Raw genomic sequence first — 25972 nt, forward strand, 5'->3', positions numbered from 1 at the left:
AAAAACTGCCGTCGAGATCATAGTCTTCTTATTTGAGCATGGCATAATGGCTGCCAATATTCGCTTTTACTCATATCCAAGGTAACCGATGCCCATGAAAGCCGATCCATGTTCACAGCCAAGCCTTATGCATCCTGATGAAGCCATCATTAAACTCCTCGACCAAGTTATGCCGCTAGATGACTCTGAGATGGTGCAACTGCCTTATGCGTTGGGTCGGGTGCTGGCGGAAGATCTGGCATCTAGCATCGATTTACCACCATTTAATAATTCGGCAATGGACGGTTATGCGTTTCGCTTTGAAGATCTCGCTAATAATGAGCCGTTAATCCTGATAGGCCAATCGTTTGCAGGCCATCCTTTTGAAGGTGAAGCAAAGCCCAATACCTGCGTACGCATCATGACTGGTGCGCCAGTTCCTGTTGGCTATGACACGGTACAGATGCAAGAGAAAGTGATCGCAAATGAGGAGCTGATTTCGATAGAAGCTCCAAAAGCTGTTGGTGCCAATATTCGTTATCGGGGTGAAGAGGTCAAAACAGGCGGCAAAGTATTAAGTTCAGGTACTCAGATCGGCGCTGCTGAGATGGGAGTGTTAGCGACCATTGGTACTAGCCAAGTGCGGGTTAGCCGTCAGGTTAAAGTGGCATTCTTTTCAACGGGAGATGAGTTACGTCCTGTGGGAAGCGAGTTAGCACCTGGGCAAATTTATGATTCCAACCGCTATAGCATTCAAGGGCTTTTAAGTCGTGCCAATGTTGAATGGATCGATTTGGGCGTGATTGAAGATGATCCTGAGGCGATCCGTAACGCTTTTCGTACTGCCGCAGCAAGGGCTGATATGGTACTGACCTCGGGTGGCGTATCGGTAGGAGATGCCGATTACACCAAACAGGTTTTGGATGAAGAGGGAGAAATTACCTTCTGGAAGTTGGCCATTAAACCCGGTAAACCGTTTGCATTTGGCCGTTTGGGTGACGCGGTTTTCTGTGGGCTTCCAGGAAATCCAGTATCTTCTATGGTGACCTTTTATAAGCTGGTATGGCCTTTAATCAACAAAATGCAAGGGCTACCGCAAGCGAAGCCACTGCAGATGCAAGCCCAACTAAAAGGCTGTGTGCGTAAACATCCGGGCCGGGTTGAATATCAACGAGGTATCTTGAGTCATGACGAGCAGGGACAGGCGCAAGTTTGCATCACGGGAGGGCAAGGTTCTGGTATGTTGACCTCTATGAGTCTCGCAAACTGTTTTGTGATTCTATCGCAAGAGCAGGGTGATGTGGCTGATGGTAGCTTGGTGACCGTCGAACCTTTCAATTCAGTGCTCTGTTAATAGGTAAATGCTGATGACCTCTAGTGTTGATAGTGATGAGATCTTGTCTGATAGTGAGATCTTACGATATAGCCGGCAAATCTCTATTAAGGCCATGGACTTTGAAGGGCAGGAGAAACTTAAGCTCACTAAGGTATTGGTTATCGGTGCGGGTGGATTAGGCTGTGCAGCTTGCCAATATCTTGCGGTAGCGGGTGTTGGTAAGATGACCATTGTAGACTTTGACACGGTTGAAATTTCAAACTTACAGCGTCAGGTGCTCCACCAAGATCATAACGTAGGCCAAGCTAAGGTTGAGTCGGCTAAGGAAACCCTGACTCAACTCAATCCGCATATCGAAATTGCCACCATTAACGCCGTACTCGATGATCCAGAGATAGATGCGCTGGTGGCAGAACATGAACTCGTGATGGATTGCACCGACAATATCAGCGTGCGTGAGCAGCTCAATCAAAGTTGTTTTAAGCATAAAGTCCCTTTGGTGTCAGCGGCAGCCATTCGCATGGAAGGCACTGTGACGGTTTTCGATTACCAAGATGACTCTCCGTGTTATCACTGTTACAGCAAGCTATTTGGCGATCAACAATTGACCTGTGTCGAGTCGGGTATCCTAGCTCCCGTGGTTGGTATGATTGGCTGCTTGCAGGCGGTGGAAGCGATTAAGGTGATTACACACATGGGTAAGCCTTTAGTGGGGCGAATCTTAATGATTGATGCGATGACGATGGAGTTTCGAGAAATGAAACTGGGCAAGCAACAGAGTTGCCCAGTTTGCAGTAAGTAGCGACTGATTAAGTTACGCTAGTTTGGGTGGTACTGATTGGTATTGCCTGCTAGCGCCGCAACACCTGATGCCGCTATTTTAGATGGCGTCCACCATCGAGTGCTAACGAACGACCTGTCACATAATGACTGCCCAGCAGATAGTTGACTGCATTGAGCACTTCAATCTCTCCTGCTTCTCGCTCTAATAATGATTTTGCTAACGCTTGCTGTTTGTAGTCTTCATCATCATGGTCATTAAAACAGATAAGGGCGGGCGCGATACTGTTGACCTTAACTTTGGGGGCCAACTTGGTAGCAAAGGAGAGGGTCATATTCTCTAGTGCCGCTTTGCTAGCAGCATAAGCGATATGCTTTTTACTGCCTTTCGTTGCCACGTAATCCGTGAGATGAATGATGTCTGTCAATCGCTCTCCCGTTGTAAGTAGTTTCTCTAAGCCGAGGTTTATCTGATAAGGGGCAGTGACATGCACCCGCATCATTTGTTCCATGACGTCGCTTGCAGCCAAGGGACTATTGTCTGGCAACCATTGTGACGCGTTATGAATGATGGCATCAAGCTGACGATATTTGCTAGCGATGGCATCAATAAAGGTGTCGACTTCATCGGCTTGGTTAAAGTCGCAGCAGTAAAGATCTGCGCCGGCTTCGCTTAAGGTATCGATACTGGCGTAATGGCTACGAAAGGTGCCGATCACGTGGTACCCCCGGGCGATAAAGTCATTGGCAAGGTACAAACCGATACGTTTGCCTACACCGGTAATTAAAATGGTTGGCTGCATGATGTTCCTGTTGATGAATGGAAGCGCTTGGTCTATTTAACCAAGAAATTCGGCTCTTGTATGTGAATTTGTTTTAAAACATCCACCTAGCGCGGTGGTTTGTGTCGATGACTGGCTATCCATGATGCCGCGAGACTTGACGCAGTAATGGGTCGCTGCGATGGATACTGCCACATCCTGAGTGTTTAGCAGGGTTTGCAATGCCACGAGAATTTGTTGCGTCAATCGCTCCTGCACCTGAGGGCGCTGAGAGAAGAAGCGCACGATACGATTAATTTTCGATAGCCCAATAATTTTCTCTTTGGGGATATAGGCTACCTTTGCCATGCCATCTATGGTGATAAAGTGGTGTTCACAGGTGCTGGTCAGGCTTATATCGCTGACCTTTACCATTTCGTCGACCCCCATTTTGTTGTCAATCTGAGCGATGGCTGGAAAGTTATTGTAGTCGAGCCCAGCAAACACCTCGTTAACATACATTTTGGCAATACGGTGTGGAGTTTCTTGTAAGCTGTCGTCATTCAGGTCTAACCCCAGTGTGGCGACAACTTCAGTCATCAGCCCTTTGATACGCTCATATTTTTGCTGACTGTTGAGCTGAGATGCCACTAATGGTGTTTCTAAACCACGCTCAATCAATGCCTGTTTAACTTGCTCCGCGGATGAATGCATGATGATGACTCCGATTATTTAAAAGGATTAACTGAGCTGTCGCTATCGAGGTGGGCCTCGAGTGATAGCGATACCGAGTCGGCAAATCTGAGTGCATGTGGCTTGTCTACCTTAACCTGGCAGTAGCGCACCCACGGATGTTCGCAGCTGATGGCGAGAATATCTGAGACCAATTTTTCCAGCAGAAGAAAACGACCTTCTTCGACATGTTGAATGACCTTTTTAGTAACCACCTTGTAGTTGAGGGCATCCTCGACGCTGTCAGATTGCGCTGACAGTGATGCTGGATAATGAATGTCGATGTTAATCACCACATCTTGTTGCTTCTCTCTTTCTTCAGGATTGAAGCCAATGAAGGTTCTAAGCCTTAAGTTACTGATATGGATTTTCGCCAGACTAATATTCATAAATATTCCTTATCTATTTTTACACTGTACGAATGAAGCGGTGATAGCGATCAGTTAGCCGCTTGCCGCAAACTCTTTTACTGGCTGGCGCTAACGGGGTTTTTAGTTATAGCTATAACAAAAAAGCTGGAGTGAAGCTTAGTTGCTATGATTGTAGTATTGTCAAAAAATGCTGCTTTAGGTCATATTTCACTAATAAAAAGTGCTTTAAATTGGACGTTACTAATCTTGGCGTTACAATGGGCTGTGTTTTTTTTAATTATATTACTATGAGTTCAAATCACTTTTGCTGTCAGCAGGGGACTTTCCTGGTGGTGGTTCTTTAGTTTTTTGCGGAGAGAATCGATGACAAAAGGAAATGATAAGTACAGTATCGATAGCACTGACTACACTGTCGGGCAGGATAATGTGCAGAAATGGGGGTTTGATATTCATAACCCCGTCTTTGGGATTTGTGCCGGGTTAATTGTTGCTTTTCTCATAGCAACATTAGTGGTCGATCCGGAAACCGCGAAAGCCGCGTTGGATGGCATTAAATGGAAGATCATTGGCTCGTTTGATTGGCTATTCATCTGGTCTGGCAATATTTTCGTTATATTTTGTTTAGCCTTGATTTTGTCACCGTTTGGCAGAATACGCTTAGGTGGTAAAGAAGCGACCGCTGATTACTCCTTTATATCTTGGTTATCAATGTTGTTTGCTGCCGGTATGGGTATCGGCTTGATGTTTTGGAGTGTGGCTGAGCCCGTTGCGTATTTCACTGGGTGGTATGAAACGCCGTTAGGCGTTGAGCCTAATACGCCAGAAGCCGCTAAATTAGCGCTGGGTGCAACCATGTTCCACTGGGGGCTTCATCCTTGGGCTATCTATGGTGTGGTGGCATTATCATTAGCTTTCTTCACTTACAACAAAGGGCTGCCTTTATCTATTCGCTCAATCTTTTACCCACTGTTGGGTGACAGAGCATGGGGCTGGCCTGGTCATATTGTCGATATTCTTGCGGTGTTAGCGACGCTGTTTGGCTTAGCAACCTCCTTAGGACTCGGCGCGCAACAGGCGGCAAGTGGTATTCATCATGTGTTTGGCATTGATCCTGGACTCGGTTTACAGATTGTCGTGATCCTTGCGGTGACTATGCTTGCAGTCGTTTCTGTTGTCCGCGGAATCGATGGTGGTGTGAAGGTGATTAGTAACATCAATATGCTGGTGGCGTTTTTGTTACTGATTCTGGTAGCGATGATAGGCTATGCCATTAGTTTGGGGTCTATTTCCACTACGCTTATCTCTTATGTTGAGAACATAATTCCACTGAGTAACCCTCATGGACGCACTGATGAGGCGTGGTTCCAAGGCTGGACTGTGTTTTACTGGGCTTGGTGGATCTCTTGGTCACCTTTTGTCGGTATGTTTATCGCTCGAGTATCTAAAGGGCGTACGATAAGAGAGTTTTTAACCGCGGTGTTGTTGGTGCCTACGTTTGTGACGCTTATCTGGATGTCAGTATTTGGCGGTATGGCGATTGATCAGGTGATCAATAAGGTGGGAGAGTTGGGAACTAAAGGGCTCACCGATGTACCTTTAGCCATGTTCCAGATGTTTGATGTATTGCCGTTTGGTACCTTGCTATCGGTTATTGCCGTCATTTTGGTGCTGGTGTTCTTTATTACCTCATCTGACTCTGGCTCGTTAGTCATTGATAGTATTACTTCTGGCGGTAAGATCGATGCACCTGTTCCGCAACGTGTATTCTGGGCGGTCCTTGAGGGCGCCATTGCGATCGCACTGTTGTGGATTGGTGGTACAGAGGCCATTGAAGCCTTACAGGCTGGGGCGATATCAACCGCCTTACCCTTTACGGTGATATTGTTATTGATGTGCGTTAGTTTGATAAAAGGTATGCGAACCGAACGCTTTTAATTGGCAGTAATTAATAAAAAAGGAGGGTTACCCTCCTTTTTTATTGCCAAAAATTGTCGATGGCTGATGTAGCCTTATAGTGATGGGCGATTTGCGCTTGCAGTAATTCAGCAGTAGCAATGGCATCAGTCAAAGCGTGATGAGGTGAGTAGGCAGGCAGGCCATAACGATGTCGGCTTGAGCCGAGCCTAATTGATTGTGGTTTAGTGCCTTTTAGCCTATTCCAAACCCCACCATACTGCTGACGTTGTATGCTTGATTCGAGCGCCATGGTGTCGACGACAGGGAACTCTATCCCTTTATTGATGCGCGCCATGAGTGCTGTTTCGAAAAATTTCCGCTCTATCTGATGGCAATGGACGACGATGATTTTGCCTGCCATCTCCTGCAGAACCTGCTCAAAGATGGCGGATAAATCTGGCGCATCTAAAATGTCAGTGTGAGTAATTCCATGAATAATAACAGATTCCTCTGCTAACTTCTCTCTTGGTCTGACTGTCCAAGATTGTGCCCGGTTGATGAAGATACGCTGTAAGTTAAACGGTACTGTGCCTATGCTGATGATATCGTCTTTGTCGGGGTTCAAACCTGTCGTTTCAAAATCCATGGCGAGAAACTCCACTTCACCTATTGGTGTGTTGCCTAAAGGCAACGGCGTGGCGTAATAGTCTCGCAGTACTTTATGGGTAATGACTTTGAGTTTCTGTTGAAACTTGCCTTGCCAGTCAATCGTCGGAGGCGAAAGTAGCTTTTTCAGCATGAATGAGCTCACTTAAATTGATTATTAGCTTGGTAACGGAATTTAAGGAAGTTTTGTCCATTACTTAAAATCTGGAATGCGTCTTTAAGGTTACGTCGTTCAAAGTCTGATAGGTTTTCTGGTTCGATATTGTTATCGGCTTCGATGCCTTCCTCTACGTCTAAGGCTTGATGGCGAATTCGTACCATAGAAATAAACTCCATCGCATCACGTAAATCTTGAGCACGCCCTTTAGGCAGTATGCTGGCATCGATGATGTCATCGAGTCGTTCAAATGAGTTGCGAGCACGAGAGCCTACCGCCAGCGCATGAACGCGAATAAGATCCGCAAGCGGCGCCGTGCCACGGCTTTTAAGGTTAATCGAGTTATTGTGGCGACCATCTTTTTCCATGACGAAGTCTTTGAAAAAACCGAGTGGTGGCGTGCGATTGAGCGCATTTCTCGCAAGGCAGGCGAGGAAGCGATTGTTTTTTCGCGCGCGGCGAACAATAAATCCATTGAGTTGTTCGGCCCATTTGAGCTTGCCGTATACACCATCAAGGTCAAAGAAAATTGAGGCGTTGAGTAGTGCTTTAGGGTTGGGGTCGTCGATCCAGTCGGCAAAACATGCTTCCCACTCTTTGCGTGTCATACGCCATGTTGGATTGGTGGCCATAATGTCACCAGTACAATAGGTGTAACCGCATTGATTGAGTCCATCACAGACGAATTTAGCTAAGTTAGCAAAATAATCATCATGCAATGCCTTATTGAAAGTCTCATCCAAGATTATTGCGTTATCTTGATCGGTGACAACCAGTTGCTCATCGCGGCCCATAGAGCCCAGTGCAAGAAAACAGTACGGCACCGGTGGGGGGCCAAACTTCTCTTCTGCTAGCTCTAATATGCGTTGCTTAAAGCTGCGTCCAATCACAGACATTGCGCTGCCAACCATATGAGAGTTGGCATCTTCATGCACTAGGCGAACAAAGCTATCTTTAACTTGTGACGCGATGAGGGCTAACTCTTCGAGGGACTGCTGCTGAAAAATACTGCTGACGATCAGTAGGGAGCTTTGTGACTCGTAGCGAACAATGTCGGTCGCTTCAATGATGCCTATTGGATTACTGCCTTTAAATATGGGTAAGTGGTGCACGTTATAGCGGAGCATGATTAACATCGCTTCATATACATAAGCGTTATGATCTAGGCTAATGACTTCGGTGGTGACAACTGAACCAACGTCACAGGATGGATCAATACCTTCGGCCAAGACACGAGTACATAAGTCTCTGTCGGTGATGATGCCCATTAAAGGAGAGTTATCATCCTCATCTTCTAGCACCGTTGGATCAATCACCAACAATGAAGAAACATTATCTCTAGCCATCATCACGGCAGCATTTTGGATACTTTCGTTCTTATCTATGGTTGCCGCTTCGCGGGTTAATAGTGTTCTAACTTTAGAGGTCGTCAGATCATTTTGATTGTTGGAGTTAGAGACTGCTTGACGCAGTCGAGCATTGTCAGCCACCTCGACAAAATCGGCAAATACATCATGTTGCTCATAGAGTTGCTGAAAAACATCATCAGGAATGCAATAGACTAGCGTATCTTCAATAGCCTTAACGGGAAAGCGCACTTTATTGTTGGTGAGTAGACCCATTTGACCAAAAAGATCGCCAGTATCGAGCCGGTTGTACAGCTCGCCTTTACGACGGTAAACCTCGACCTCACCGCTGCGAATCACATACAGATCATGGATCTCATCGCCAAAATGAATAATAGGGGTGTCTTTGCGATAGTATGATATTTCGACTTGACGGCTTACCTGCGCAATAACCTCTTCAGGTAGCGAGTTAAACGGTGGGTACTGTTCTAAAAAGTATTGGATCTCGTTTAACTCTGCTTCCACATTATCTCCCTGGCTGCCCTTAAATGACGTGTCTGTTCTATTACATACTACTTAATCCTAGCAGGCTAGGTTGAGAGATTGAAAAATAGCGTCGACTAATTTGCGGTCCACAGCATTTGTCCGCATTGGCTAAGGTCGTACCCACCGAGCTGAGCGGCGAGCTGTCGAGTTTGCGTACTGCCTAACATATCGAATAGGGCTTGTAGCTGGCGGCGGAAATAGATTCCTTGAGGCATCACAAAGTCAAAGGATTCAGTGATTAACGGAACGAAACTCAAACCGCTTTCCATGGCTACCGATTGGCAACCAAAGCCAATATCAGCTTCATCGCGTGCGATAAATCCCGCTAGTTCCCGTTCGCTGTAGGCGGTGACGGATATATTGAGCTGTTCAACACTTGCCCCTTGCTTCATTAGCCAATGTTCTAGGTGTTGCTGGCTGCCTGCACCTGTTTGCCGTCCAACCCAGCGCCAAGGTAGTCCAATCACTTTATCTTCCTCCTGACATCTGTGGTGCATGTCGGGGCGCATCATCAAGCCTTGTTGGCGAGTGTATCCATGAACCATGACCCACTGTTGATGGTTTGGGTAACCTTTTAATAGTGCAGGGTGGCGAATATTACGCTCTTCGATATTGCCCCAATGCAAAGTACATACATCGGCATAGCCACGGGACAACAGATCTAACCCCATACGTGAGCCAGTTGAGCTATAGCTGACGAGATCACTCTTGCCTATACGAGACATCAAGCGTGCCACAAGCATCGACAGCAGTGGGTCATCACTACCTGTAATATGCATACGATCAGACAACATACCGCTGTGGCAAGAGTCCATTACCCATCTATCGATGAGGATTTTAGGAAAGAGCCACTTACCGGTGACCTTAGTCGCAGGGAGTATTCTGTCGTTGGCCATGGCGTAGACCTTTTTTTCATTAAGGTCTAAATATTCAGCCACTTGCTTGGCACTCATATAGATGAGTTCACTTGGCTCTGTCATCAAATTTCCTTGAAAGCTGTCGAGGGCTTAATCTTTATTTCTTTTTGGTGGTGTCGCATCAAACTCGATGTTTTCGGCGCCGTTATAAATGAGAAAGTGGCGTCCTTTAGCGCGAGCGATCATGGTGATCCCAAGCTTCTGTGCGAGCTCGAGCCCCATCTGCGTGGCCCCGCTGCGTGACAGCAGCACAGGAATGCCCATCTTGGCTACTTTAATCACCATTTCTGAGGTGAGACGACCTGTGGTGTAAAATAATTTATTGCCGCCCATCTCCTGTTTGAGCCACATCTCGCCAGCTAAGGTATCCACAGCATTATGGCGACCAACATCTTCGACAAAACCTTTAATCTGATCACCTTCGCATAAGCCACAGCCATGCACAGCTCCTGCATTTTTGTAGGTTTCATTGTAAGCACTGATATTATTTAGCAGGCTGTAAAGCATGCTCTGTTTTAGTTGAGGCGTTGGTAGTTTAATGTCATCTAAACCATCCATGAATCCCCCATAAACTGTGCCTTGCCCACAACCAGTTGTGACGGTCTTCTCTGCCAGCTTTTCATCTAAATGTTCTGTTGTCTCTTTGGTGATCACTGCTGCGGAGTTGACGTCCCAATCTACAATCACAGACTCCAACTGTTTAACGTCTGAGATAAACCCCTGATTTTTTAGGTAACCCAGCGCGAGTGCTTCAGGACGCGCGCCTAAGGTCATTAGGGTCACAATGGGGCGCCAATTAAGATAAACCGTGAGTGGCCGTTCGCAGGCAATAAACTTATCCACCACCTCTCCCTGCTCATTGATCGCTTTCACTGCGATGGTAAGCGGGGCATCTGCTTGAGTTTTTAAGAATGTAGGCTGTTTGCTAATTGTCATGAATGTCATCTTTTCGCAATGGACTGCATGCAGCATAGCAATAATCATTCCGAGACAAGGATTTGTTGTTTAAATGCGTGATCTAGATAAATGCTTAGGTGTGAAACGCCCTTTTATGTCCCGCTTAAAATGGCATTTAGGACAAATTGTCCTACTCTTGATAAGGATTTGATGATCTAGTTCAAACTAATCTACCTAGATCGCTGGCACGTTAATTGCTTCATTAGTCTATATCGCTAACCCGTAGCTTGGTCTAAAAATTTGGCTAGGCTCTCTATAGCAAAACGGAGACGCAATGCAACGCACTGAAAGTCAATGGCCCATGTATGTTTCGCTCAAGAAAATAGAGAAGCAAGTTGGGCGCTGGATCTCTGAAAGCTGGGAATTAGATCAGGTTTTACCTGCAACACAACCCGCACCAGCTGGCGCAAAAATGGTGGTACTTGAGCTGCATAAGGATGAGCGCGGAAGCTACCGTATTAACCTAGATATGGATAACGCCATGTTATACGTGGTGTGCGATGAACTAGAAGATGGCACCTGGGTACCGGCCGCTATTTCTGCCGATCAAAATGTCGCTGCCGGTTGTTTAGAAGGTGATACACCAGTTTTGCACATGCCAATGCCCCAAGCCGTTGCTTGCTGGATGGAGGCGTTCATTACTCGCCATGGAGAGGTTGAAATCTGTGCCCATCGACGTAAACACGTTAATCGTCGTAAAAATGAAGGGCCAAGTAGCAATCATAATCATGGGCAGGTTAACTGATGAGTGATAAACCAAGTGGATTGTTAGCACGCTGGAACCTTCGCCGTCAGCAAGTGCAAGCCGAAGAGGAAGCAGAGGCGGTTGCACCATCAACAGCTGAAGAAAATGAGACCTTATCTCAAGAACCAACACTAGATAGTACTGAGCAGGCAATAGAGGGCGGTGAGAAGCTGCTGACGGCTGAAGATCTGCCAGATCCTGAGAAAATTGAAGTGGGTGGCAGCTTTGCTAGTTTTATGGCTGACAATGTTGATCCCAATGCGAAAGCTGCGGCGCTGAGAGCCTTGTGGAAGCAACCTCACTACAACGAGATTGATGGCTTACTTGAATATGCCCTCGATTACAGTAATCAACCAAAGCTATCAGCTGATGTTTCTGCTGAGCTGGCTAAGAAAGTATTCCGTCACGTGATCAAGGATAAAGATGAACAAGAGGAGGTTACAGCTGAAGAGATGACGGCTGAAATCGAATCTGTTGAAGATCATCATAACGTCGATGCATCGGCGGACATTTTGGACGCGACTACAAGGGAGTTGTCCCAAAATGAACCAGAAGTACAAGATATACCTAAATCACCTGTTGCTTAAGGTCAGTTTAGAGTGTTTTTAAATCCATAACTTTGGTACGTGAATTGCTGTAAATAACGCAGCTTAGCAGAGAGTTACGACTCTCTGATAACGATAGGTGAAGCTGGCGCATTTAGCGCATGCCGATAAGAGCATTACAGCCACCTCGCCGACAGCAGCGGCCAAAACTGTTCAGGAACGCAATGTGAGCATTCATTCAAATAGTAACGCAACCGTCGATGTAAAGTCGGTCCGTGAGCAAGTGTTGGGGCAGACACAGATTCTACAGAATCTTATTCCTCCAACCGTTAGCTATACCACAGAGGGCAATGTACTGGTTATTGGACCAGAAGATTTAGCCCGCCTCGCGGCAGACAAATTGTCCAATATGGGACAACGTGCCATTCTCGCCAATGAATCTATTACTAGCCAAGATGAAGCGCATCTTGAAAAAGTGATGGCGGCAGCAGAAGGTGTCGAGAGCTATTACAACAAACTAATCGAGATCAAAGGCTTTCTAGGCCAATTTCAAGTTAAGGTTGAACACGAAAGCGGTAGCGCAGACCTCAGTCTCGTTGCTATTCGTAAAGCGCATTTCGACCTAATTCTCGACTTGAGTCAGTCGCCGAGTATTAACCTAGAGATGTTGCCACCTGGCTACTTCTACGTAGGTCAAGATGAAGCCAAGTTGGCCGATGCGATAGCCCAATTACCCGATCTGATAGGTGAGTTTGATAAACCACGTTATGTCAAAGTAAACAGTGATATTTGTGCGCACAATCGCAACGGTATCGACGGTTGTAATCGCTGCCTAAACTTTTGTCCTGCGGACGCTATTTCAAGCGTCAACAAAAAGATTGAGATAGATCCTTACCTTTGCCACGGTGCGGGTAGTTGTACCAATGCTTGTCCTACTGGGGCGATTAGCTACGACTTACCAACACCGCAAGCACTGCACTCCTATCTGCACAAGTTAGTGACACGCTTTCGCGAACAGGCGCAAACCGCTCCCGTTATCTTGTTTCATGATGCAGCCAATGGCGCGAGTTTGGTCACCGACGAGCTAGCTGGGGTAATAATTCCTGTGGAGCTTGAGGAGATAACGGTTGCGAGCATGGATCATTGGATGTCGGCACTCGCATGGGGAGCGCGTCAGGTTATTGTGCTTAATACCGATGCGACAGCTCCTACGTTAACGCAGATGCTTAACGGTGAGCAGCAACTGGCCAACGACATTTTCGATGAGATGGGACAACCTCAGCGTGTTAGCGTGATTAACCAAAACCAACTTGATGAGCTAGATACTTTAGTTAAGGTGAGTGCGAGCTGGCCGGTTATCGTACCGGGTGAGTTTGCAGCGACGACCAAGCGTAACACCCTGTATGCGGCAATCGATCATCTCAACAGTCAAGCGGCGTCGAGCGATAGCTGCCTCAGCAAAAGCAATATACCTTTCGGTAAGGTAAGTGTTAACACCGACGGTTGTACCTTGTGTCTCTCTTGTGTGTCGACTTGCCCAACTCAGGCATTAACCGACGGCGGCGATATGCCTGCGCTACACTTTGTCGAGCAAGATTGTGTGCAGTGTGGACTGTGTGAGTCAGCGTGTCCTGAGAAGGTGATTAGCTTAACTCCACAAATGAATTTCGATGCTGCTGCGCGTCAGGAGCGTCAAACGTTGAAAGAGGAAGCACCGTTTGATTGTATTCGCTGCGGTACCCCTTTCGCCACCCAATCCATGGTGCAACGGATGCTGGATGTAGTCGGAGGTCATAGTGCCTTCAGTGCCAACACAGAACGACTAAAGATGTGTAGCGACTGCCGGGTAAAAGATATGTTTGAAGACATCCTTCAAGATCCTGAAAAGCAACTGCGATAAGAGTTTAGCCATGACCGAATTAGTAAGAGAAGTATCAGAAAACGATCAGTTAAGAGCCGATATCTACCAGCTTTTGGCGGCGCTACTACGCAGCCAGCCAAGCGCTGAATTATTGCAGTTCCTTTCAAGCCTTGAAATTGATGTCGATGATGACAGCGAGATCACTAAAGCTTGGTCGGCGCTGAAATTAGCGGCAGGGCAATTCACTAGTGATCAACTAGAAGATGAGTATTTCAGCATCTTCTTAGGTGTCGGCAGTGGTGAGATTTTACCTTACGGCAGTTGGTTTATGACTGGGTCGTTGATGGATAAGCCATTAGCGTTACTGCGTCAGGACCTGATGCAGTTGGGCTTTGAACGTACCGATGAAGTGAAAGAGCCAGAAGATCATGTCGCCGCGCTGTGCGAAGTCATGGGTACCTTAATTTTAGAGGCGCCAGGTTATCGCCAGTTGGCTTTTTACCAGCGTCATATTGGTAGCTGGATTGATCGTTTCTGTGACCATTTAGGCCGAGCACCAAGTGCGGCATTTTATGCCACCGTTGCACAGCTGGCTAAGGCGTTTTTTGTCATTGAAGCCAACGAGTTTGAACAACTGAGTTTAAATATTCCGGTGAACTGCCCTGGCAGTGAATCGGAAAAGATTGAACCGACAACCAGTGAACTCGCGTCATAGGTTGAAGGTTTACGCTTTGTGCCAGCTCGTTGTATGAGCTGGCGTAGCAAAACTTGAGGGTTCGCCCTCAATCATAGTCGGGTTGCCACTTTAAGATTAACCGAAACCGAGTTTCTGTTAACCGAGATGATTAAAGTAGCGACTCAAATTAAGTATAAAAATTAGGAGACACTATGAAGAAGCAAGCTTCCGATATGGGTCGTCGTCAATTGCTAAAGGCATTGGCTGTGGGTAGCGCTGCTGGTGCAGTGGCCACTGTTAGTGGCCAGGCAATGGCTGCTACGCCAACACCTGCTAAAGATACAGCACATGGTGATGGCTACCACGAGACGGATCATATTCGTAGTTATTACGCGTCGTTACGTACCAAGTAAGCCGCTTGTTAGTGGTTTATGAATCGGTAATTACGCAGTAATTCAATAATATTAGGAGAGTGTGTGATGCGATTAACCCGCAAAACAGACCAGGCAGAAGCTGCTAAAAAGCCCGTCCTAGGTCTAAACCGTCGTCAGTTCCTTCAGACAGCAGGTCTTGCTACTGGTGGTATTGCCGCGGCCTCTATGCTTGGCGCTGGTATGATGCGTAAAGCAGAAGCAAAAGAAGTTCCTCATGATGCGCCAACTGAAGTAAAACGTACTATCTGTTCTCACTGTTCTGTGGGCTGTGGTATCTATGCTGAAGTTCAAAATGGTGTATGGACAGGTCAAGAACCTGCTTTCGATCATCCATTTAACGCTGGTGGCCACTGTGCAAAAGGTGCAGCACTGCGTGAACACGGTCATGGTGAGAAGCGTCTTAAGTATCCAATGAAACTGGAAGGCGGCAAGTGGAAGCGTCTCTCTTGGGAACAAGCCATTGAAGAAGTTGGCCAAAAAGCACTCGATATCCGTGCTGAATCGGGTCCTGACTCTGTATTCTTCATGGGTAGTGCAAAGTTCTCTAACGAGCAAGCTTACATGTACCGTAAATTCGCAGCAATGTGGGGCACCAACAATGTCGACCACTCAGCGCGTATTTGTCACTCTACCACTGTAGCCGGTGTTGCAAACACTTGGGGTTATGGTGCGCAAACCAACTCTTTCAACGATATTCGTAACGCAAAAGCGATGATGTTCATTGGGTCTAACCCATCAGAAGCACATCCTGTTTCAATGCAGCATATCTTGGAAGGTAAAGAGCGTGGCGCGAAGATTATCGTCGTCGACCCTCGTTTCACCCGAACTGCAGCTAAAGCTGATGAGTTCGTGCATATTCGCCCTGGTACAGATATTCCTTATATCTATGGTCTACTGTGGCACATTTTTGAAAACAAGTGGGAAGATCAGAGCTTCATCGATCAGCGTGTTTACGGTATGGAACGCATCCGCGAAGCCGCTGCTAAATGGACGCCAGCCGAAGTTGAAAATGTGGTTGGTGTACCGCCAGAGCAGATGTATCGCGTAGCTAAAATGCTTGCCGAAACTAAGCCTGGTACGGTTGTTTGGTGTATGGGTGGTACTCAGCATCACGTTGGTAACGCCAATACCCGTGCTTACTGTATCCTGCAGCTTGCCCTAGGTAATATGGGTGTTGCTGGTGGTGGTACTAACATCTTCCGTGGTCACGATAACGTGCAGGGTGCAACGGACTTTGGTCTGCTGTTTGACACACTACCGGGTTACTATGGCCTCAAGACAGGATCTTGGAAGCACTGGTGTAACGTATGGGACTTGGACTACGAATGGGTTAAAGCCCGTTTCGACCAAGCACAATACCTTGGTCAAGATCCAATGACCTCTACAGGTATCCCATGTTCTCGTTGGCATGATGGTGTGTTAGAAGATAAGTCTAAGATTGCGCAGAAAGATAACATTCGTATGTCATTCTTCTGGGGTCAGTCTGTTAACACCGAAACCCGTGGTCGTGAAGTGCGTGAAGCATTGAACAAGATGGACACGGTAGTGGTTGTGGATCCATTCCCAACGATGGCAGGTGTTATGCACACCCGTACCGATGGTGTATATCTGCTACCGGCTTCAACTCAGTTTGAAACCTACGGTTCAGTATCGGCTTCTAACCGTTCACTACAGTGGCGTACACAGGTGATTGAACCACTATTTGAGTCTAAGCCTGACCATGTGATCATGTACAAGCTAGCTAAGAAGTGGGGCATCGAGAAAGAGTTCTGTAAGCATATTCAGGTCAATGGTGATGAGCCATTAGTTGAAGACATTACTCGTGAGTTCAACAAAGGTATGTGGACCATTGGTTACACAGGCCAGAGCCCTGAGCGTCTGAAGATGCACCAAGAAAACTGGGGCACATTCGACATTAAATCGCTTGAAGCACCAGGCGGCCCAGCTAAAGGTGAAACCTACGGTCTGCCTTGGCCATGTTGGGGCACACCAGAGATGAAGCATCCTGGCACGCAAATTCTGTATCGCACAGGTCGTGAAGTGAAATACGGTGGTGGTAACTTCCGTGCACGTTATGGTGTTGAGCACGAAGGTAACAACATTTTGGCTGAAGGCTCTTACTCTAAGGGCAGTGAAATCAAAGATGGTTACCCAGAGTTTACCGACAAGATGCTTAAGCAGCTTGGCTGGTGGGATGACCTAACTGCTGAAGAGAAAGCGGCTGCTGAAGGCAAAAACTGGAAGACTGATATCTCAGGTGGTATTCAGCGTGTGGCGATTAATCATGGCTGTATTCCTTACGGTAACGCTAAAGCGCGTTGTATTGTATGGAACTTCCCTGATGATATCCCTGTGCATCGTGAGCCACTTTATACGCCTCGTCGTGACTTGGTGGCTAAGTACCCAACTTATGATGACCGTATGGTTGCGCGTCTTCCTACCCTGTACAAGTCTATTCAGGATCAGGATTTCGCCAAAGACTTCCCTATTGCGCTGACCTCTGGTCGTCTTGTTGAATATGAAGGTGGTGGTGAAGAAACTCGTTCTAACCCATGGCTAGCAGAACTTCAGCAAGAGATGTTCATCGAGATCAACCCTGCCGATGCGGCAGATCGTGGTCTACGTGATGGTGATACGGTTTGGGTTCACAGCCCTGAAGGTGCCAAGATCAAGGTTCAGGCCATGGTTACACCACGTGTTATCGCAGGTGAATGTTTCATGCCATACCACTTCGCTGGTGTCTTCGAAGGTCAAAGCCTTGAGAAGAGCTATCCAGAAGGCACGGTTCCATACGTCATTGGTGAATCAGCCAATACCGTATTGACCTATGGCTATGACGTTGTGACGCAGATGCAAGAGACTAAGTCTAGCTTGTGTCAGATCACCAAAGCCTAACTGAACTTGATGAGGAGATAAGCCATTATGGCAGTCATGAAATTTCTATGTGACACCAAACGCTGCATCGAGTGTAACGGTTGCGTCACAGCTTGTAAGAACGAAAACGATTCCGCTCTTGAGTGGGGTATTCAACGTCGCCGCGTAGTGACCATTAATGATGGTCAGCCTGGTGAAGCATCTATCTCAGTGGCATGTATGCACTGTACTGATGCCCCTTGCCAAGCCGTTTGCCCTGCAAACTGCTTCTACAAGACTGAAGACGGCTTAACACTACACAATAAAGATACCTGTATCGGTTGTGGTTACTGCCTCTACGCTTGCCCATTCGGCGCGCCTCAGTTCCCTAAAAAGGGCGCTTTTGGTAGCCGTGGCAAGATGGATAAGTGTACTTTCTGTGCTGGTGGCCCAGAAGAGACCTTCTCTGAAGCAGAACGTCAGAAGTATGGTGCAAACCGTTTAGCTGAAGGTAAGTTGCCTATGTGTGCAGAGCTTTGTTCAACCAAAGCACTGCTTGCTGGTGATGCAGAGATTGTTTCTGGCATCTACCGTGAGCGTATTGCTGCACGTGGTAACCCTAATGCGATTTGGGGTTACACCCCAAAGACAGGCGCCTAAAGTGAATAGGACGATGAGCCCTTGGGTTCATCGTCTGTAAAGGAGTGACTATGTTATTAAAATCACTGCGCAGCCTATTCACTGTGTTGGCACTGCCTCTCATTCTTGCAATGGGGTTAGGCTTGAGCGCCACGGCATACGCCGTTGACGATCAAACCAGCCAGCAGATGGCTACCGCGACAACTAGCGATGCCGATTTGTGGAGAGCCGTTCAGTCTGGGGAATCTGGATACACTACTGAAAAGGGTGTTGAAGGTGGTGTGTTGATCAATGTGTCTGCTATTGAAGGCACAAACATTAAAAATGAGTATTTAACGCCTGCAATGGCACTGGCGGTTGTCGGTGTTTTCGGTGCGTTTTTACTGTTTTTCTTGGTCAATGGTCCATCAAAGTTAAGCCACGGTTTCTCTGGCAAGATGGTGTTGCGTTGGACTAAAGCCGATATCTGGCTTCACTGGCTACTTGCGATATCTTGCATGGCATTGATCTTTACCGGTCTAAATATCATGTTAGGTAAGCATGTACTGCAACCTTATGTGGGCACAGGTATTTGGGCATCGTTGATCTACGGTAGTAAGACTATCCATGATTATGTGGGTCCGCTGTTCATCATCTCGTGGGCATTGTGTGTGGTTAAATGGATGCCGCTGCAAACCTTTAAGATGTATGATCTGAAATGGTTCTTAGTCGTTGGTGGTTACATCAACTTTGGCCCATTTAAAGGCAAGCACCCAGACAGTGGTTTCGCCAATGCTGGTGAGAAAATGTGGTTCTGGACACTGACATTCTTCGGTCTGTTTATTAGTGTGTCTGGCATCATGTTGGTTTTACCTGCTTTAGACCTTCCTCGTGAAGCCTCTATGGCGGCGCTGCTTATTCATGGTATTAGCGCGATTATTCTAATTGCCTTTACTATTGTTCATATCTGGATGGCCACCGTGTTAAGTGAAGGTGGTATGGAGTGTATGAAGTCTGGTTACTGTGATGAAAACTGGGCTGTACAACACCATAACCTTTGGTATGACGAGATCAAAGAAAACGGTACCTTGCAATATAAAGAGTAATTCTTTCACTTTAGCTAACCCAGCTAGAGCAGCAGAAACCGCTTGATAAAGCACCTCGTTGGGTAACCATCGAGGTGCTTTTTATTACCACTAAGCTTCTTACATTATCTCACCGACACGGTGTTCCTTTTAGGCGCTAACATTTCCGCCCTTAAGCCCTCTTTTGCCCAAGTCTTATATCGCTTAATGATAACTGTTATCGCTATTTTTCAATTATTTAGTGATACAAATTTGTTACATCTCTCAGAGGAAAATCCGCTGATTTAATGTGAGTGTTGAGGTGTTTTAATTCAATAAATATGACTGGCTTAACACTTTGGGATTCTATTCACTTTTGTTGACTAATGAACCCGATTCAGATCAATTTTTCCTAAGCACAACTTGCTTATATTGCACGGGTAATTAATTGGATGTTTTTAATAAATATACAGATTTTACCAAATTGATACCTGCGTTCAACATTCGTGCAACGAGTGTATTGCTAACCAATTTGAATAAAACCATCCCTACTCTATGAATCTTCCTAATTTCACTAGGAGCAAGAATGAAAAAGCAACAGCCCGATCTCAATCGTAGATCATTGCTGAAAGCACTCACCATAGGTGGTACGGCCGGTGTGGCCATTGCCGCAAGCGGTGTTAGTGTTGCTAATGCAACAGAAAATAAGACCAGTGTAAAAAACACTGATGGCTACCATGAAACTGCTCATATCCGCAGTTATTACAACAGCCTGCGTAGCTAATTAGGAGAATTCCAGCGATGAAGTTAACTCGCAAATCAAATGAGGCCCCAGTCGTTGCTAAGCAAACACTTGGGATTAGCCGTCGTCAATTTATGAAGCATGCAGGTATCACATCTGGTGGTATTGCAGCGGCTTCTCTTCTTGGTACAGGCATGATGCGTCGCGCCGAAGCCAAAGATATTCCACATAATGCACCAACTGAGATCAAGCGCACCGTATGTAGTGCATGTGCGGTAGGTTGTGGCCTTTATGCTGAAGTTCAAAACGGTGTTTGGACGGGACAAGAGCCTGCATTTGACCATCCGTTTAATGCTGGTGGTCACTGTGCGAAAGGTGCAGCCCTTCGTGAACATGGTCACGGCGAGAAGCGTCTAAAATACCCAATGAAGCTAGAAGGCGGTAAGTGGAAGAAAATTTCTTGGGAGCAAGCTTTTAGCGAAGTAGGCGACAAGATGTTAGATATCCGTCAAGAGTCGGGTCCAGATTCACTTTACTTTATGGGTAGCGCTAAGTTTTCTAACGAAGGTTGCTACATGTATCGTAAATTTGCGGCTATGTGGGGCACTAACAACGTCGACCACTCAGCACGTATTTGTCACTCTACCACGGTAGCCGGTGTTGCAAACACTTGGGGCTATGGTGCGCAAACTAACTCTTTCAACGACATTCAAAATGCTAATGCCATCTTCTTCATTGGGGCGAACCCAGCTGAAGCGCATCCAGTGGCGATGCAGCATATTCTGATCGCGAAAGAGAAAAACAACGCTAAGATCATCGTTGTTGATCCACGCTTCTCTCGTACTGCTGCACACGCTGATCACCACTGTGCACTGCGTCCAGGTACTGATATTCCGTTCATCTACGGTATGCTTTGGCATATTTTCGAAAATGGCTGGGAAGATAAAGCCTTTATCGAGCAGCGTGTATTTGAAATGGAATCTATACGCGAGGAAGTGAAGAAGTTCCCACCTAAAGAGGTTGCGGACATCACTGGCGTGAGCGAAGAAGACGTTTACCAAGCGGCGAAGTTAATGGCTGAAAATCGTCCTGGTACCGTTGTATGGTGTATGGGTGGTACTCAGCATCACGTTGGTAACGCCAACACGCGTGCTTACTGTATCCTGCAGCTTGCTCTGGGTAATATGGGCGTTAAAGGTGGCGGAACAAACATTTTCCGTGGTCACGATAACGTACAGGGCGCAACGGATTTAGGTCTACTGTTTGATAATCTTCCTGGCTACTACGGCTTGACTTCAGGCGCTTGGACGCACTGGAGCCACGTGTGGGATCTTGACTTAAATTGGGTTAAAGGCCGCTTTGATCAAAACAGCTACCTTGGCCGTGTACCGATGAACACTCCTGGTATTCCGTGTTCACGTTGGCACGATGGTGTACTTGAGACACCTGAAAAGCTAGCGCAGAAAGATCGCGTTCGTATGGCGTTCTTCTGGGGTCAGTCAGTTAACACTGAAACTCGTCAGCGTGATGTGCGTGAAGCACTAGACAAGATGGACACTGTAGTTGTTGTGGATCCGTTCCCAACTATGGCTGGTGTTATGCACAACCGTAAAGACGGTGTGTATTTATTGCCTGCGGCAACCCAGTTCGAAACTGAAGGTTCAGTATCTAACTCTGGTCGTAGCCAGCAGTGGCGTGAGAAGGTTATCGAGCCATTATTTGAATCTAAGACTGACCTTGAGATCATGTATCGTCTTTCTCAAAAGCTTGGTTTTGCTGACGAATATACCAAGCGTATCGCCAAAGATGCCAAAGATATGTTGGTCATTGAAGACATTACTCGCGAAATCAACCGCGGTATGTGGACCATTGGTATGTCAGGCCAAAGCCCTGAGCGTTTGAAGCTACACACCCAAAACTGGGGTACTTTCAGCAATAAGACACTTGAAGCTGAAGGTGGTCCTGCGAAAGGTGAAACCTATGGTCTACCTTGGCCATGCTGGGGCACACCTGAGCAGAAACACCCGGGTACACAGATCCTGTATAACACACACAAGCACGTGCTTGAGGGCGGTGGTAACTTCCGTGCCCGTTATGGTGTTGAGTACAAAGGTAAGAACCTATTGGCTGAAGGTAGCTTCTCTAAAGGTGCTGAAATCCAAGACGGTTACCCAGAATTCAGCGCTGACATGCTTAAGCAACTTGGTTGGTGGGACGAGCTAACGGCCGCTGAGAAAGCAGAGGCTGAAGGCAAAAACTGGAAGACCGATATCTCTGGTGGTATCCAACGTGTGGCAATGAAGCACGGTTGTATTCCATTTGGTAACGCTAAAGCACGTTGTATTGTTTGGACTTTCCCTGATCAAGTGCCTGTGCATCGTGAGCCGCTTTATACGCCACGTCGTGATCTTGTATCTAAGTACCCAACCTATGATGACATGCAAGTGCATCGCCTACCAACGCTGTACAAGTCAATTCAGCAGAATGACAACACAGCTAAGTACCCACTAGGCCTGACTTCTGGTCGTCTGGTTGAGTATGAGGGTGGTGGTGAAGAGTCGCGCTCTAACCCTTGGCTAGCAGAGCTTCAACAAGAGATGTTTGTTGAAATTAACCCTGCTGATGCGGCTGACCGTGGTATCCGTAATGGTGACACTGTATGGCTAGAGGGTGCGGAAGGTGGTCGTATTAAGATCCAAGCTATGGTGACTCCACGTGTGAAACCAGGTGTTACTTGGATGCCATACCACTTTGCGGGTGTGATGCACGGTGAAAGCCTAGAGAAGAACTATCCAGAAGGTACAGTGCCTTATGTGATTGGTGAGTCTGCGAACACGGCCTTAACTTACGGTTATGACCCTGTGACGCAGATGCAAGAGACTAAAGCTTCGCTTTGTCAGATCACTAAAGCCTAAGTACTGGGAGAATTGCCAACATGGCTACAATGAAATTTTTATGTGACACCAAGCGCTGCATCGAATGTAACGGCTGTGTCACTGCATGTAAGAACGAAAACGATTCCGCTCTTGAGTGGGGTATTCAACGCCGCCGCGTGGTGACCATTAATGATGGTATGCCTGGTGAAGCGTCAATCTCTGTGGCATGTATGCATTGTACTGATGCGCCTTGCCAAGCAGTTTGCCCTGCAAACTGCTTCTATAAGACAGAAGATGGCTTAACGTTGCACAATAAAGATACCTGTATCGGTTGTGGTTACTGCCTTTACGCTTGTCCGTTTGGCGCGCCTCAGTTCCCTAAAAAGGGTGCTTTTGGTAGCCGAGGTAAGATGGACAAATGTACTTTCTGTGCGGGTGGTCCTGAAGAGAACCATTCAGATGCAGAGCGTCAGAAGTACGGTTCAAACCGTATCGCTGAAGGTAAGCTGCCTATGTGTGCTGAACTGTGTGCGACTAAGTCGCTACTTGCTGGTGATGCTGAGGTTATCTCAAACATCTTCCGTGAGCGTGTTGCATACCGTGGTTCAAAAAATGCGATTTGGGGCTAAATCCCAACTTGTATAACGCCACATTAATCCACGCCGTACCTTAGGGACGGTGTGGACGATAAGGATGTAATATGAACAAATGGTTCAAACAATTTAGCGTGATTCTCGCGTTAGTGATTGGCACGACATTCAGTGCGCTGTCATTTGCACACGATGGCGCGACTGACCATAGTCATGGCGCAACAGAAGGCCAAATTTGGGCGCAATTGCAAGCTGGCGCAACGGGCGAAACCACTTCTCATGGTGAGTTTCATAATCAGCCTATCAATAGCTACGACTTGCGAGTACTGGAGTTACGCAGTGACTGGTTGGCACCAGCTCTGATGGCTGCGCTGTTTGGGATGATCATCATCTTTGTGTTGTTTATCAAAGTGAATGGAATCTCTAAGCTACACGGTGGTTTCTCGGGCAAGTTAGTGTATCGCTGGTCGAAATTCGACGTGTCGATCCATTGGCTTGGCGCGATTCCTTGTTTGCTGTTGATCTTAACTGGTCTCACTTTGTTAGCAGGACGTTTTTTCTTCCAGCCATATATCAGTGAAGGCATCTGGGCTGGATTTGTCTATGGTGCTAAGCAAGTGCATGACTTCATGGCTATTCCGTTCATGATTGGTTGGGCATTGATGACAACCCTTTGGGCTAAGAATCAGTTGCCGAAGATGTACGACTTGAAGTGGATGTTGGTTGTTGGTGGTTACATTAACTTCGGTCCATTTAAAGGTAAGCACCCCGATGCAGGTTTTGCTAACGCTGGTGAGAAACTATGGTTCTGGGCGTTTGCTGCATTTGGTCTAGTGATCTCAGCCTCAGGTATGTTGCTGCTATTCCCGAACTTGTTCGAGCCTAGCCGTACCTTAAGCCTAATCGCTTTAGTGCTTCACTCAGTCAGTGCCATCATTATTACCGCATTCTCTATTGTGCATATCTTCATGGCGACAGTGATGTCTGAAGGTGGTATGGAGTGTATGGTTTCTGGTTACTGTGATGAGACATGGGCAAGCCAGCACCATAACCTTTGGTTTGACGAGATCAAAGAGAACGGTACGCTTAAGTATAAAGAGTAATCTTTAAGCTACGAGCTACGAGCTACGAGCTACGAGCTACGAAATGAAACACCTCGCTGGGCAACTGGCGAGGTGTTTTTTTATCCCTACTGTTGGCAATGCGCCACGCCAATCTCGCGAGTTATATACTAAGCTCAAAATATTGGTCGTTAAGGTGTTGGGTTGTAGTGGTCAACTAATATTGGCCACGATCTTAGAGTTTAACCAGAACAATCGTTCCGATTCATTGGGCGTCAGTCCGCCGTTATATTGATGTGGACGAAGCTGGCAGTAATATCCAATTATGTATCGTGTAATTTCGTTCTGAGCTTCTGTAAAATTACGATACCCTGTTGTTGGTATCCATTCTGTCTTAAGGCTCCTAAAAAAGCGTTCCATTGGACTATTATCCCAACAATTCCCACGTCGAGATAAACTTTGTTTGAGCTGGTATCGCCATAAAAGTTGTCGATATTTTCTGCTTGTATAGTGAGTCCCTTGATCGCTATGGAACATAACATCTTTAGGTTTACCACGACCTTCATAGGCCATCGTAAGCGCTTTGCCAGTTAAACGGCTATCAGGTGATAATGACATAGCCCAGCCAATCACTTTACGGGCGAATAGATCAATCACAACAGCTAAGTACATCCAGCGGTTACCAGCCCACACGTAGGTGACATCACCAACCCAGACTTCATTCGGAGCTGTAACTGCGAATTGTCGACCTAGGTGATTAGGGGTTTCAATATGTTCTAGCGTGCCTTTTCGGTATTTGTGCTTAGGAACCTGACAGCTAACTATACCAAGCTCTTTCATCAACTTAGTGGCACGATAGCGGCTTAGCAAGACACCTTGCTGGCTAACCATATCTGCAATGGTTCTAGCACCAGCCGACCCATTACTTGCAGTGTGTACTTCGCTAACTAGGCTCCGAAGTTTAACTTTATCGGCATTAATGGTTGTTGGCCGCTTTTTCCAATATTTGTAACTACTACGATGAATACTGAACACTTCGCATAATGTTTTTATGCTGTAGCTCTGCCTGAGTTTCTCAATTATTAAGAATTGTTCAGTGAGTCCGACATCAACAGAGCTGTGGCCTTTTTTAATATTTCGTTGTGCTCTTGGAGGCGAGCGAGTTGCTTTTTTAACTCTCGAATTTCAATTTGTTCTGGTGATATAGGTGATGCTTTAGGTTGCTTACCTTGTCGCTCTTCTCTTAATTGTCGAACCCATTTATCCATGGTTGATTTGCCTACACTCATGGCTTGAGCAGCTTCAACAATTGAGTAATTTTGATCTAGCACTAATTGAGCTGATTCAAGTTTGAACTCTGCGCTAAAAAGTCTTCTTGTACGTTTTTTCATAGTGTCACCTGTTAACTTATGAGGTGATGATATCACCTCTAACTAGGTGGCCAAATTCACCGTACCACTACA

23 protein-coding genes are annotated in these 25972 nt (G+C 46.6%); 15 read left to right on the forward strand and 8 right to left on the reverse strand.

Translation table 11 applies throughout. The annotated features are described in order from the left end of the window. Positions 1-88 precede the first annotated feature (88 nt). Entirely contained in the window at positions 89-1333 is a 1245-nt protein-coding gene (gene moeA, locus BEL05_RS10460; protein ID WP_028763421.1) for a molybdopterin molybdotransferase MoeA, read from the forward strand. A gap of 13 nt (positions 1334-1346) precedes the next feature. Beyond that, on the forward strand, positions 1347-2117 hold the full coding sequence (gene moeB, locus BEL05_RS10465; protein ID WP_028763420.1) for a molybdopterin-synthase adenylyltransferase MoeB: 771 nt from the start codon (positions 1347-1349) through the stop codon (positions 2115-2117). 73 nt (positions 2118-2190) lie between these two features. Here moeB and folM read toward each other — a convergent pair whose 3' ends face one another. Genes folM through folX form a run of 3 tightly spaced genes read right to left on the reverse strand, consistent with a single transcriptional unit; the run spans position 2191 to position 3971 of the window. After that, a complete protein-coding gene (folM, locus tag BEL05_RS10470) occupies positions 2191-2898 on the reverse strand; it encodes a dihydromonapterin reductase (protein ID WP_028763419.1) in 708 nt (235 codons plus the stop codon). Positions 2899-2934: 36 nt separating this feature from the next. Next, positions 2935-3570, reverse strand: a complete 636-nt coding sequence (gene folE, locus BEL05_RS10475) for a GTP cyclohydrolase I FolE (RefSeq protein ID WP_211237650.1) — start codon at positions 3568-3570, stop codon at positions 2935-2937. Positions 3571-3584: 14 nt separating this feature from the next. Continuing rightward, positions 3585-3971: a dihydroneopterin triphosphate 2'-epimerase gene (gene folX / locus BEL05_RS10480; protein WP_211237652.1), complete on the reverse strand. Its 387-nt coding sequence runs from the start codon at positions 3969-3971 to the stop codon at positions 3585-3587. Positions 3972-4322: 351 nt separating this feature from the next. Here folX and BEL05_RS10485 point away from each other — a divergent pair, with 351 nt between their 5' ends. Next, positions 4323-5894, forward strand: coding sequence for a BCCT family transporter (locus BEL05_RS10485; protein ID WP_028763416.1), 1572 nt, complete (start codon positions 4323-4325; stop codon positions 5892-5894). Positions 5895-5934: 40 nt separating this feature from the next. Here the strand turns inward: BEL05_RS10485 and BEL05_RS10490 are convergent, their stop codons facing one another. The 4 genes from BEL05_RS10490 to BEL05_RS10505 form a co-directional block, all read right to left on the reverse strand. Continuing rightward, a complete protein-coding gene (locus tag BEL05_RS10490; protein ID WP_069671131.1) occupies positions 5935-6654 on the reverse strand; it encodes a 3'-5' exonuclease in 720 nt (239 codons plus the stop codon). Positions 6655-6662: 8 nt separating this feature from the next. Continuing rightward, positions 6663-8549: a DUF294 nucleotidyltransferase-like domain-containing protein gene (locus BEL05_RS10495; protein WP_069671132.1), complete on the reverse strand. Its 1887-nt coding sequence runs from the start codon at positions 8547-8549 to the stop codon at positions 6663-6665. A gap of 95 nt (positions 8550-8644) precedes the next feature. After that, a complete protein-coding gene (locus BEL05_RS10500; protein ID WP_069671133.1) occupies positions 8645-9550 on the reverse strand; it encodes a substrate-binding domain-containing protein in 906 nt (301 codons plus the stop codon). 27 nt (positions 9551-9577) lie between these two features. Next, complete coding sequence (locus BEL05_RS10505; RefSeq protein WP_069671134.1) at positions 9578-10423, reverse strand: formate dehydrogenase accessory sulfurtransferase FdhD; 846 nt, start codon at positions 10421-10423, stop codon at positions 9578-9580. Between the two features lie 295 nt (positions 10424-10718). Between BEL05_RS10505 and BEL05_RS10510 the strand changes: the two genes are divergently transcribed. The 12 genes from BEL05_RS10510 (at position 10719) to BEL05_RS10565 (ending at position 24551) form a co-directional block, all read left to right on the forward strand. Further along, on the forward strand, positions 10719-11189 hold the full coding sequence (locus BEL05_RS10510) for a DUF3305 domain-containing protein (RefSeq protein WP_028763411.1): 471 nt from the start codon (positions 10719-10721) through the stop codon (positions 11187-11189). After that, a complete protein-coding gene (locus BEL05_RS10515; RefSeq protein ID WP_028763410.1) occupies positions 11189-11776 on the forward strand; it encodes a DUF3306 domain-containing protein in 588 nt (195 codons plus the stop codon). The genes BEL05_RS10510 and BEL05_RS10515 overlap by 1 nt, the downstream gene beginning before the upstream one ends. Before the next feature lie 184 nt (positions 11777-11960). Continuing rightward, the gene (locus BEL05_RS10520; protein WP_069671136.1) at positions 11961-13634 is read left to right on the forward strand and encodes a 4Fe-4S binding protein; all 1674 of its coding nucleotides are present in this window, start codon (positions 11961-11963) and stop codon (positions 13632-13634) included. Positions 13635-13644: 10 nt separating this feature from the next. After that, positions 13645-14310, forward strand: a complete 666-nt coding sequence (locus BEL05_RS10525) for a TorD/DmsD family molecular chaperone (protein WP_028763408.1) — start codon at positions 13645-13647, stop codon at positions 14308-14310. Positions 14311-14483: 173 nt separating this feature from the next. Further along, entirely contained in the window at positions 14484-14684 is a 201-nt protein-coding gene (locus BEL05_RS10530) for a twin-arginine translocation signal domain-containing protein (RefSeq protein WP_028763407.1), read from the forward strand. Between the two features lie 66 nt (positions 14685-14750). Next, positions 14751-17600, forward strand: coding sequence for a formate dehydrogenase subunit alpha (locus BEL05_RS10535; protein ID WP_028763406.1), 2850 nt, complete (start codon positions 14751-14753; stop codon positions 17598-17600). Positions 17601-17627: 27 nt separating this feature from the next. Continuing rightward, the gene (gene fdh3B, locus BEL05_RS10540; RefSeq protein WP_028763405.1) at positions 17628-18218 is read left to right on the forward strand and encodes a formate dehydrogenase FDH3 subunit beta; all 591 of its coding nucleotides are present in this window, start codon (positions 17628-17630) and stop codon (positions 18216-18218) included. Positions 18219-18268: 50 nt separating this feature from the next. Further along, on the forward strand, positions 18269-19282 hold the full coding sequence (locus BEL05_RS10545) for a formate dehydrogenase subunit gamma (RefSeq protein ID WP_028763404.1): 1014 nt from the start codon (positions 18269-18271) through the stop codon (positions 19280-19282). A gap of 544 nt (positions 19283-19826) precedes the next feature. Beyond that, a complete protein-coding gene (locus BEL05_RS10550; RefSeq protein WP_028763403.1) occupies positions 19827-20024 on the forward strand; it encodes a twin-arginine translocation signal domain-containing protein in 198 nt (65 codons plus the stop codon). Between the two features lie 17 nt (positions 20025-20041). Beyond that, positions 20042-22897 (forward strand): molybdopterin-dependent oxidoreductase, encoded by a 2856-nt coding sequence (locus BEL05_RS10555; protein WP_028763402.1) that lies wholly within the window; start codon positions 20042-20044, stop codon positions 22895-22897. Between the two features lie 20 nt (positions 22898-22917). Then, the gene (gene fdh3B / locus BEL05_RS10560) at positions 22918-23487 is read left to right on the forward strand and encodes a formate dehydrogenase FDH3 subunit beta (protein ID WP_028763401.1); all 570 of its coding nucleotides are present in this window, start codon (positions 22918-22920) and stop codon (positions 23485-23487) included. Between the two features lie 71 nt (positions 23488-23558). Then, positions 23559-24551, forward strand: coding sequence for a formate dehydrogenase subunit gamma (locus BEL05_RS10565; RefSeq protein WP_028763400.1), 993 nt, complete (start codon positions 23559-23561; stop codon positions 24549-24551). Between the two features lie 171 nt (positions 24552-24722). On the opposite strand, the gene BEL05_RS10570 is transcribed toward BEL05_RS10565, so the two are convergent. Next, a protein-coding gene (locus BEL05_RS10570; protein ID WP_139151798.1) for an IS3 family transposase occupies positions 24723-25900 on the reverse strand; the annotation gives its coding sequence in 2 pieces (ribosomal slippage) (positions 24723-25633 and positions 25633-25900; 1179 coding nt in all). Positions 25901-25972 lie beyond the last annotated feature (72 nt).

It is taken from the genome of Shewanella colwelliana, from assembly GCF_001735525.1.
Taxonomy (GTDB): Bacteria; Pseudomonadota; Gammaproteobacteria; order Enterobacterales; family Shewanellaceae; genus Shewanella; species Shewanella colwelliana.

What these genes read in the sequence shown, in the direction of transcription:
- moeA (WP_028763421.1), top strand. Translation starts at nt 89, where the DNA reads ATGCCCATGAAAGCCGATCCATGTTCACAGCCAAGCCTTATGCATCCT.
- moeB (WP_028763420.1), top strand. Translation starts at nt 1,347, where the DNA reads ATGACCTCTAGTGTTGATAGTGATGAGATCTTGTCTGATAGTGAGATC.
- folM (WP_028763419.1), bottom strand. Translation starts at nt 2,898, where the DNA reads ATGCAGCCAACCATTTTAATTACCGGTGTAGGCAAACGTATCGGTTTG.
- folE (WP_211237650.1), bottom strand. Translation starts at nt 3,570, where the DNA reads ATGCATTCATCCGCGGAGCAAGTTAAACAGGCATTGATTGAGCGTGGT.
- BEL05_RS10485 (WP_028763416.1), top strand. Translation starts at nt 4,323, where the DNA reads ATGACAAAAGGAAATGATAAGTACAGTATCGATAGCACTGACTACACT.
- BEL05_RS10490 (WP_069671131.1), bottom strand. Translation starts at nt 6,654, where the DNA reads ATGCTGAAAAAGCTACTTTCGCCTCCGACGATTGACTGGCAAGGCAAG.
- BEL05_RS10500 (WP_069671133.1), bottom strand. Translation starts at nt 9,550, where the DNA reads ATGACAGAGCCAAGTGAACTCATCTATATGAGTGCCAAGCAAGTGGCT.
- BEL05_RS10505 (WP_069671134.1), bottom strand. Translation starts at nt 10,423, where the DNA reads ATGACAATTAGCAAACAGCCTACATTCTTAAAAACTCAAGCAGATGCC.
- BEL05_RS10510 (WP_028763411.1), top strand. Translation starts at nt 10,719, where the DNA reads ATGCAACGCACTGAAAGTCAATGGCCCATGTATGTTTCGCTCAAGAAA.
- BEL05_RS10515 (WP_028763410.1), top strand. Translation starts at nt 11,189, where the DNA reads ATGAGTGATAAACCAAGTGGATTGTTAGCACGCTGGAACCTTCGCCGT.
- BEL05_RS10525 (WP_028763408.1), top strand. Translation starts at nt 13,645, where the DNA reads ATGACCGAATTAGTAAGAGAAGTATCAGAAAACGATCAGTTAAGAGCC.
- BEL05_RS10530 (WP_028763407.1), top strand. Translation starts at nt 14,484, where the DNA reads ATGAAGAAGCAAGCTTCCGATATGGGTCGTCGTCAATTGCTAAAGGCA.
- BEL05_RS10535 (WP_028763406.1), top strand. Translation starts at nt 14,751, where the DNA reads ATGCGATTAACCCGCAAAACAGACCAGGCAGAAGCTGCTAAAAAGCCC.
- fdh3B (WP_028763405.1), top strand. Translation starts at nt 17,628, where the DNA reads ATGGCAGTCATGAAATTTCTATGTGACACCAAACGCTGCATCGAGTGT.
- BEL05_RS10545 (WP_028763404.1), top strand. Translation starts at nt 18,269, where the DNA reads ATGTTATTAAAATCACTGCGCAGCCTATTCACTGTGTTGGCACTGCCT.
- BEL05_RS10550 (WP_028763403.1), top strand. Translation starts at nt 19,827, where the DNA reads ATGAAAAAGCAACAGCCCGATCTCAATCGTAGATCATTGCTGAAAGCA.
- BEL05_RS10555 (WP_028763402.1), top strand. Translation starts at nt 20,042, where the DNA reads ATGAAGTTAACTCGCAAATCAAATGAGGCCCCAGTCGTTGCTAAGCAA.
- fdh3B (WP_028763401.1), top strand. Translation starts at nt 22,918, where the DNA reads ATGGCTACAATGAAATTTTTATGTGACACCAAGCGCTGCATCGAATGT.
- BEL05_RS10565 (WP_028763400.1), top strand. Translation starts at nt 23,559, where the DNA reads ATGAACAAATGGTTCAAACAATTTAGCGTGATTCTCGCGTTAGTGATT.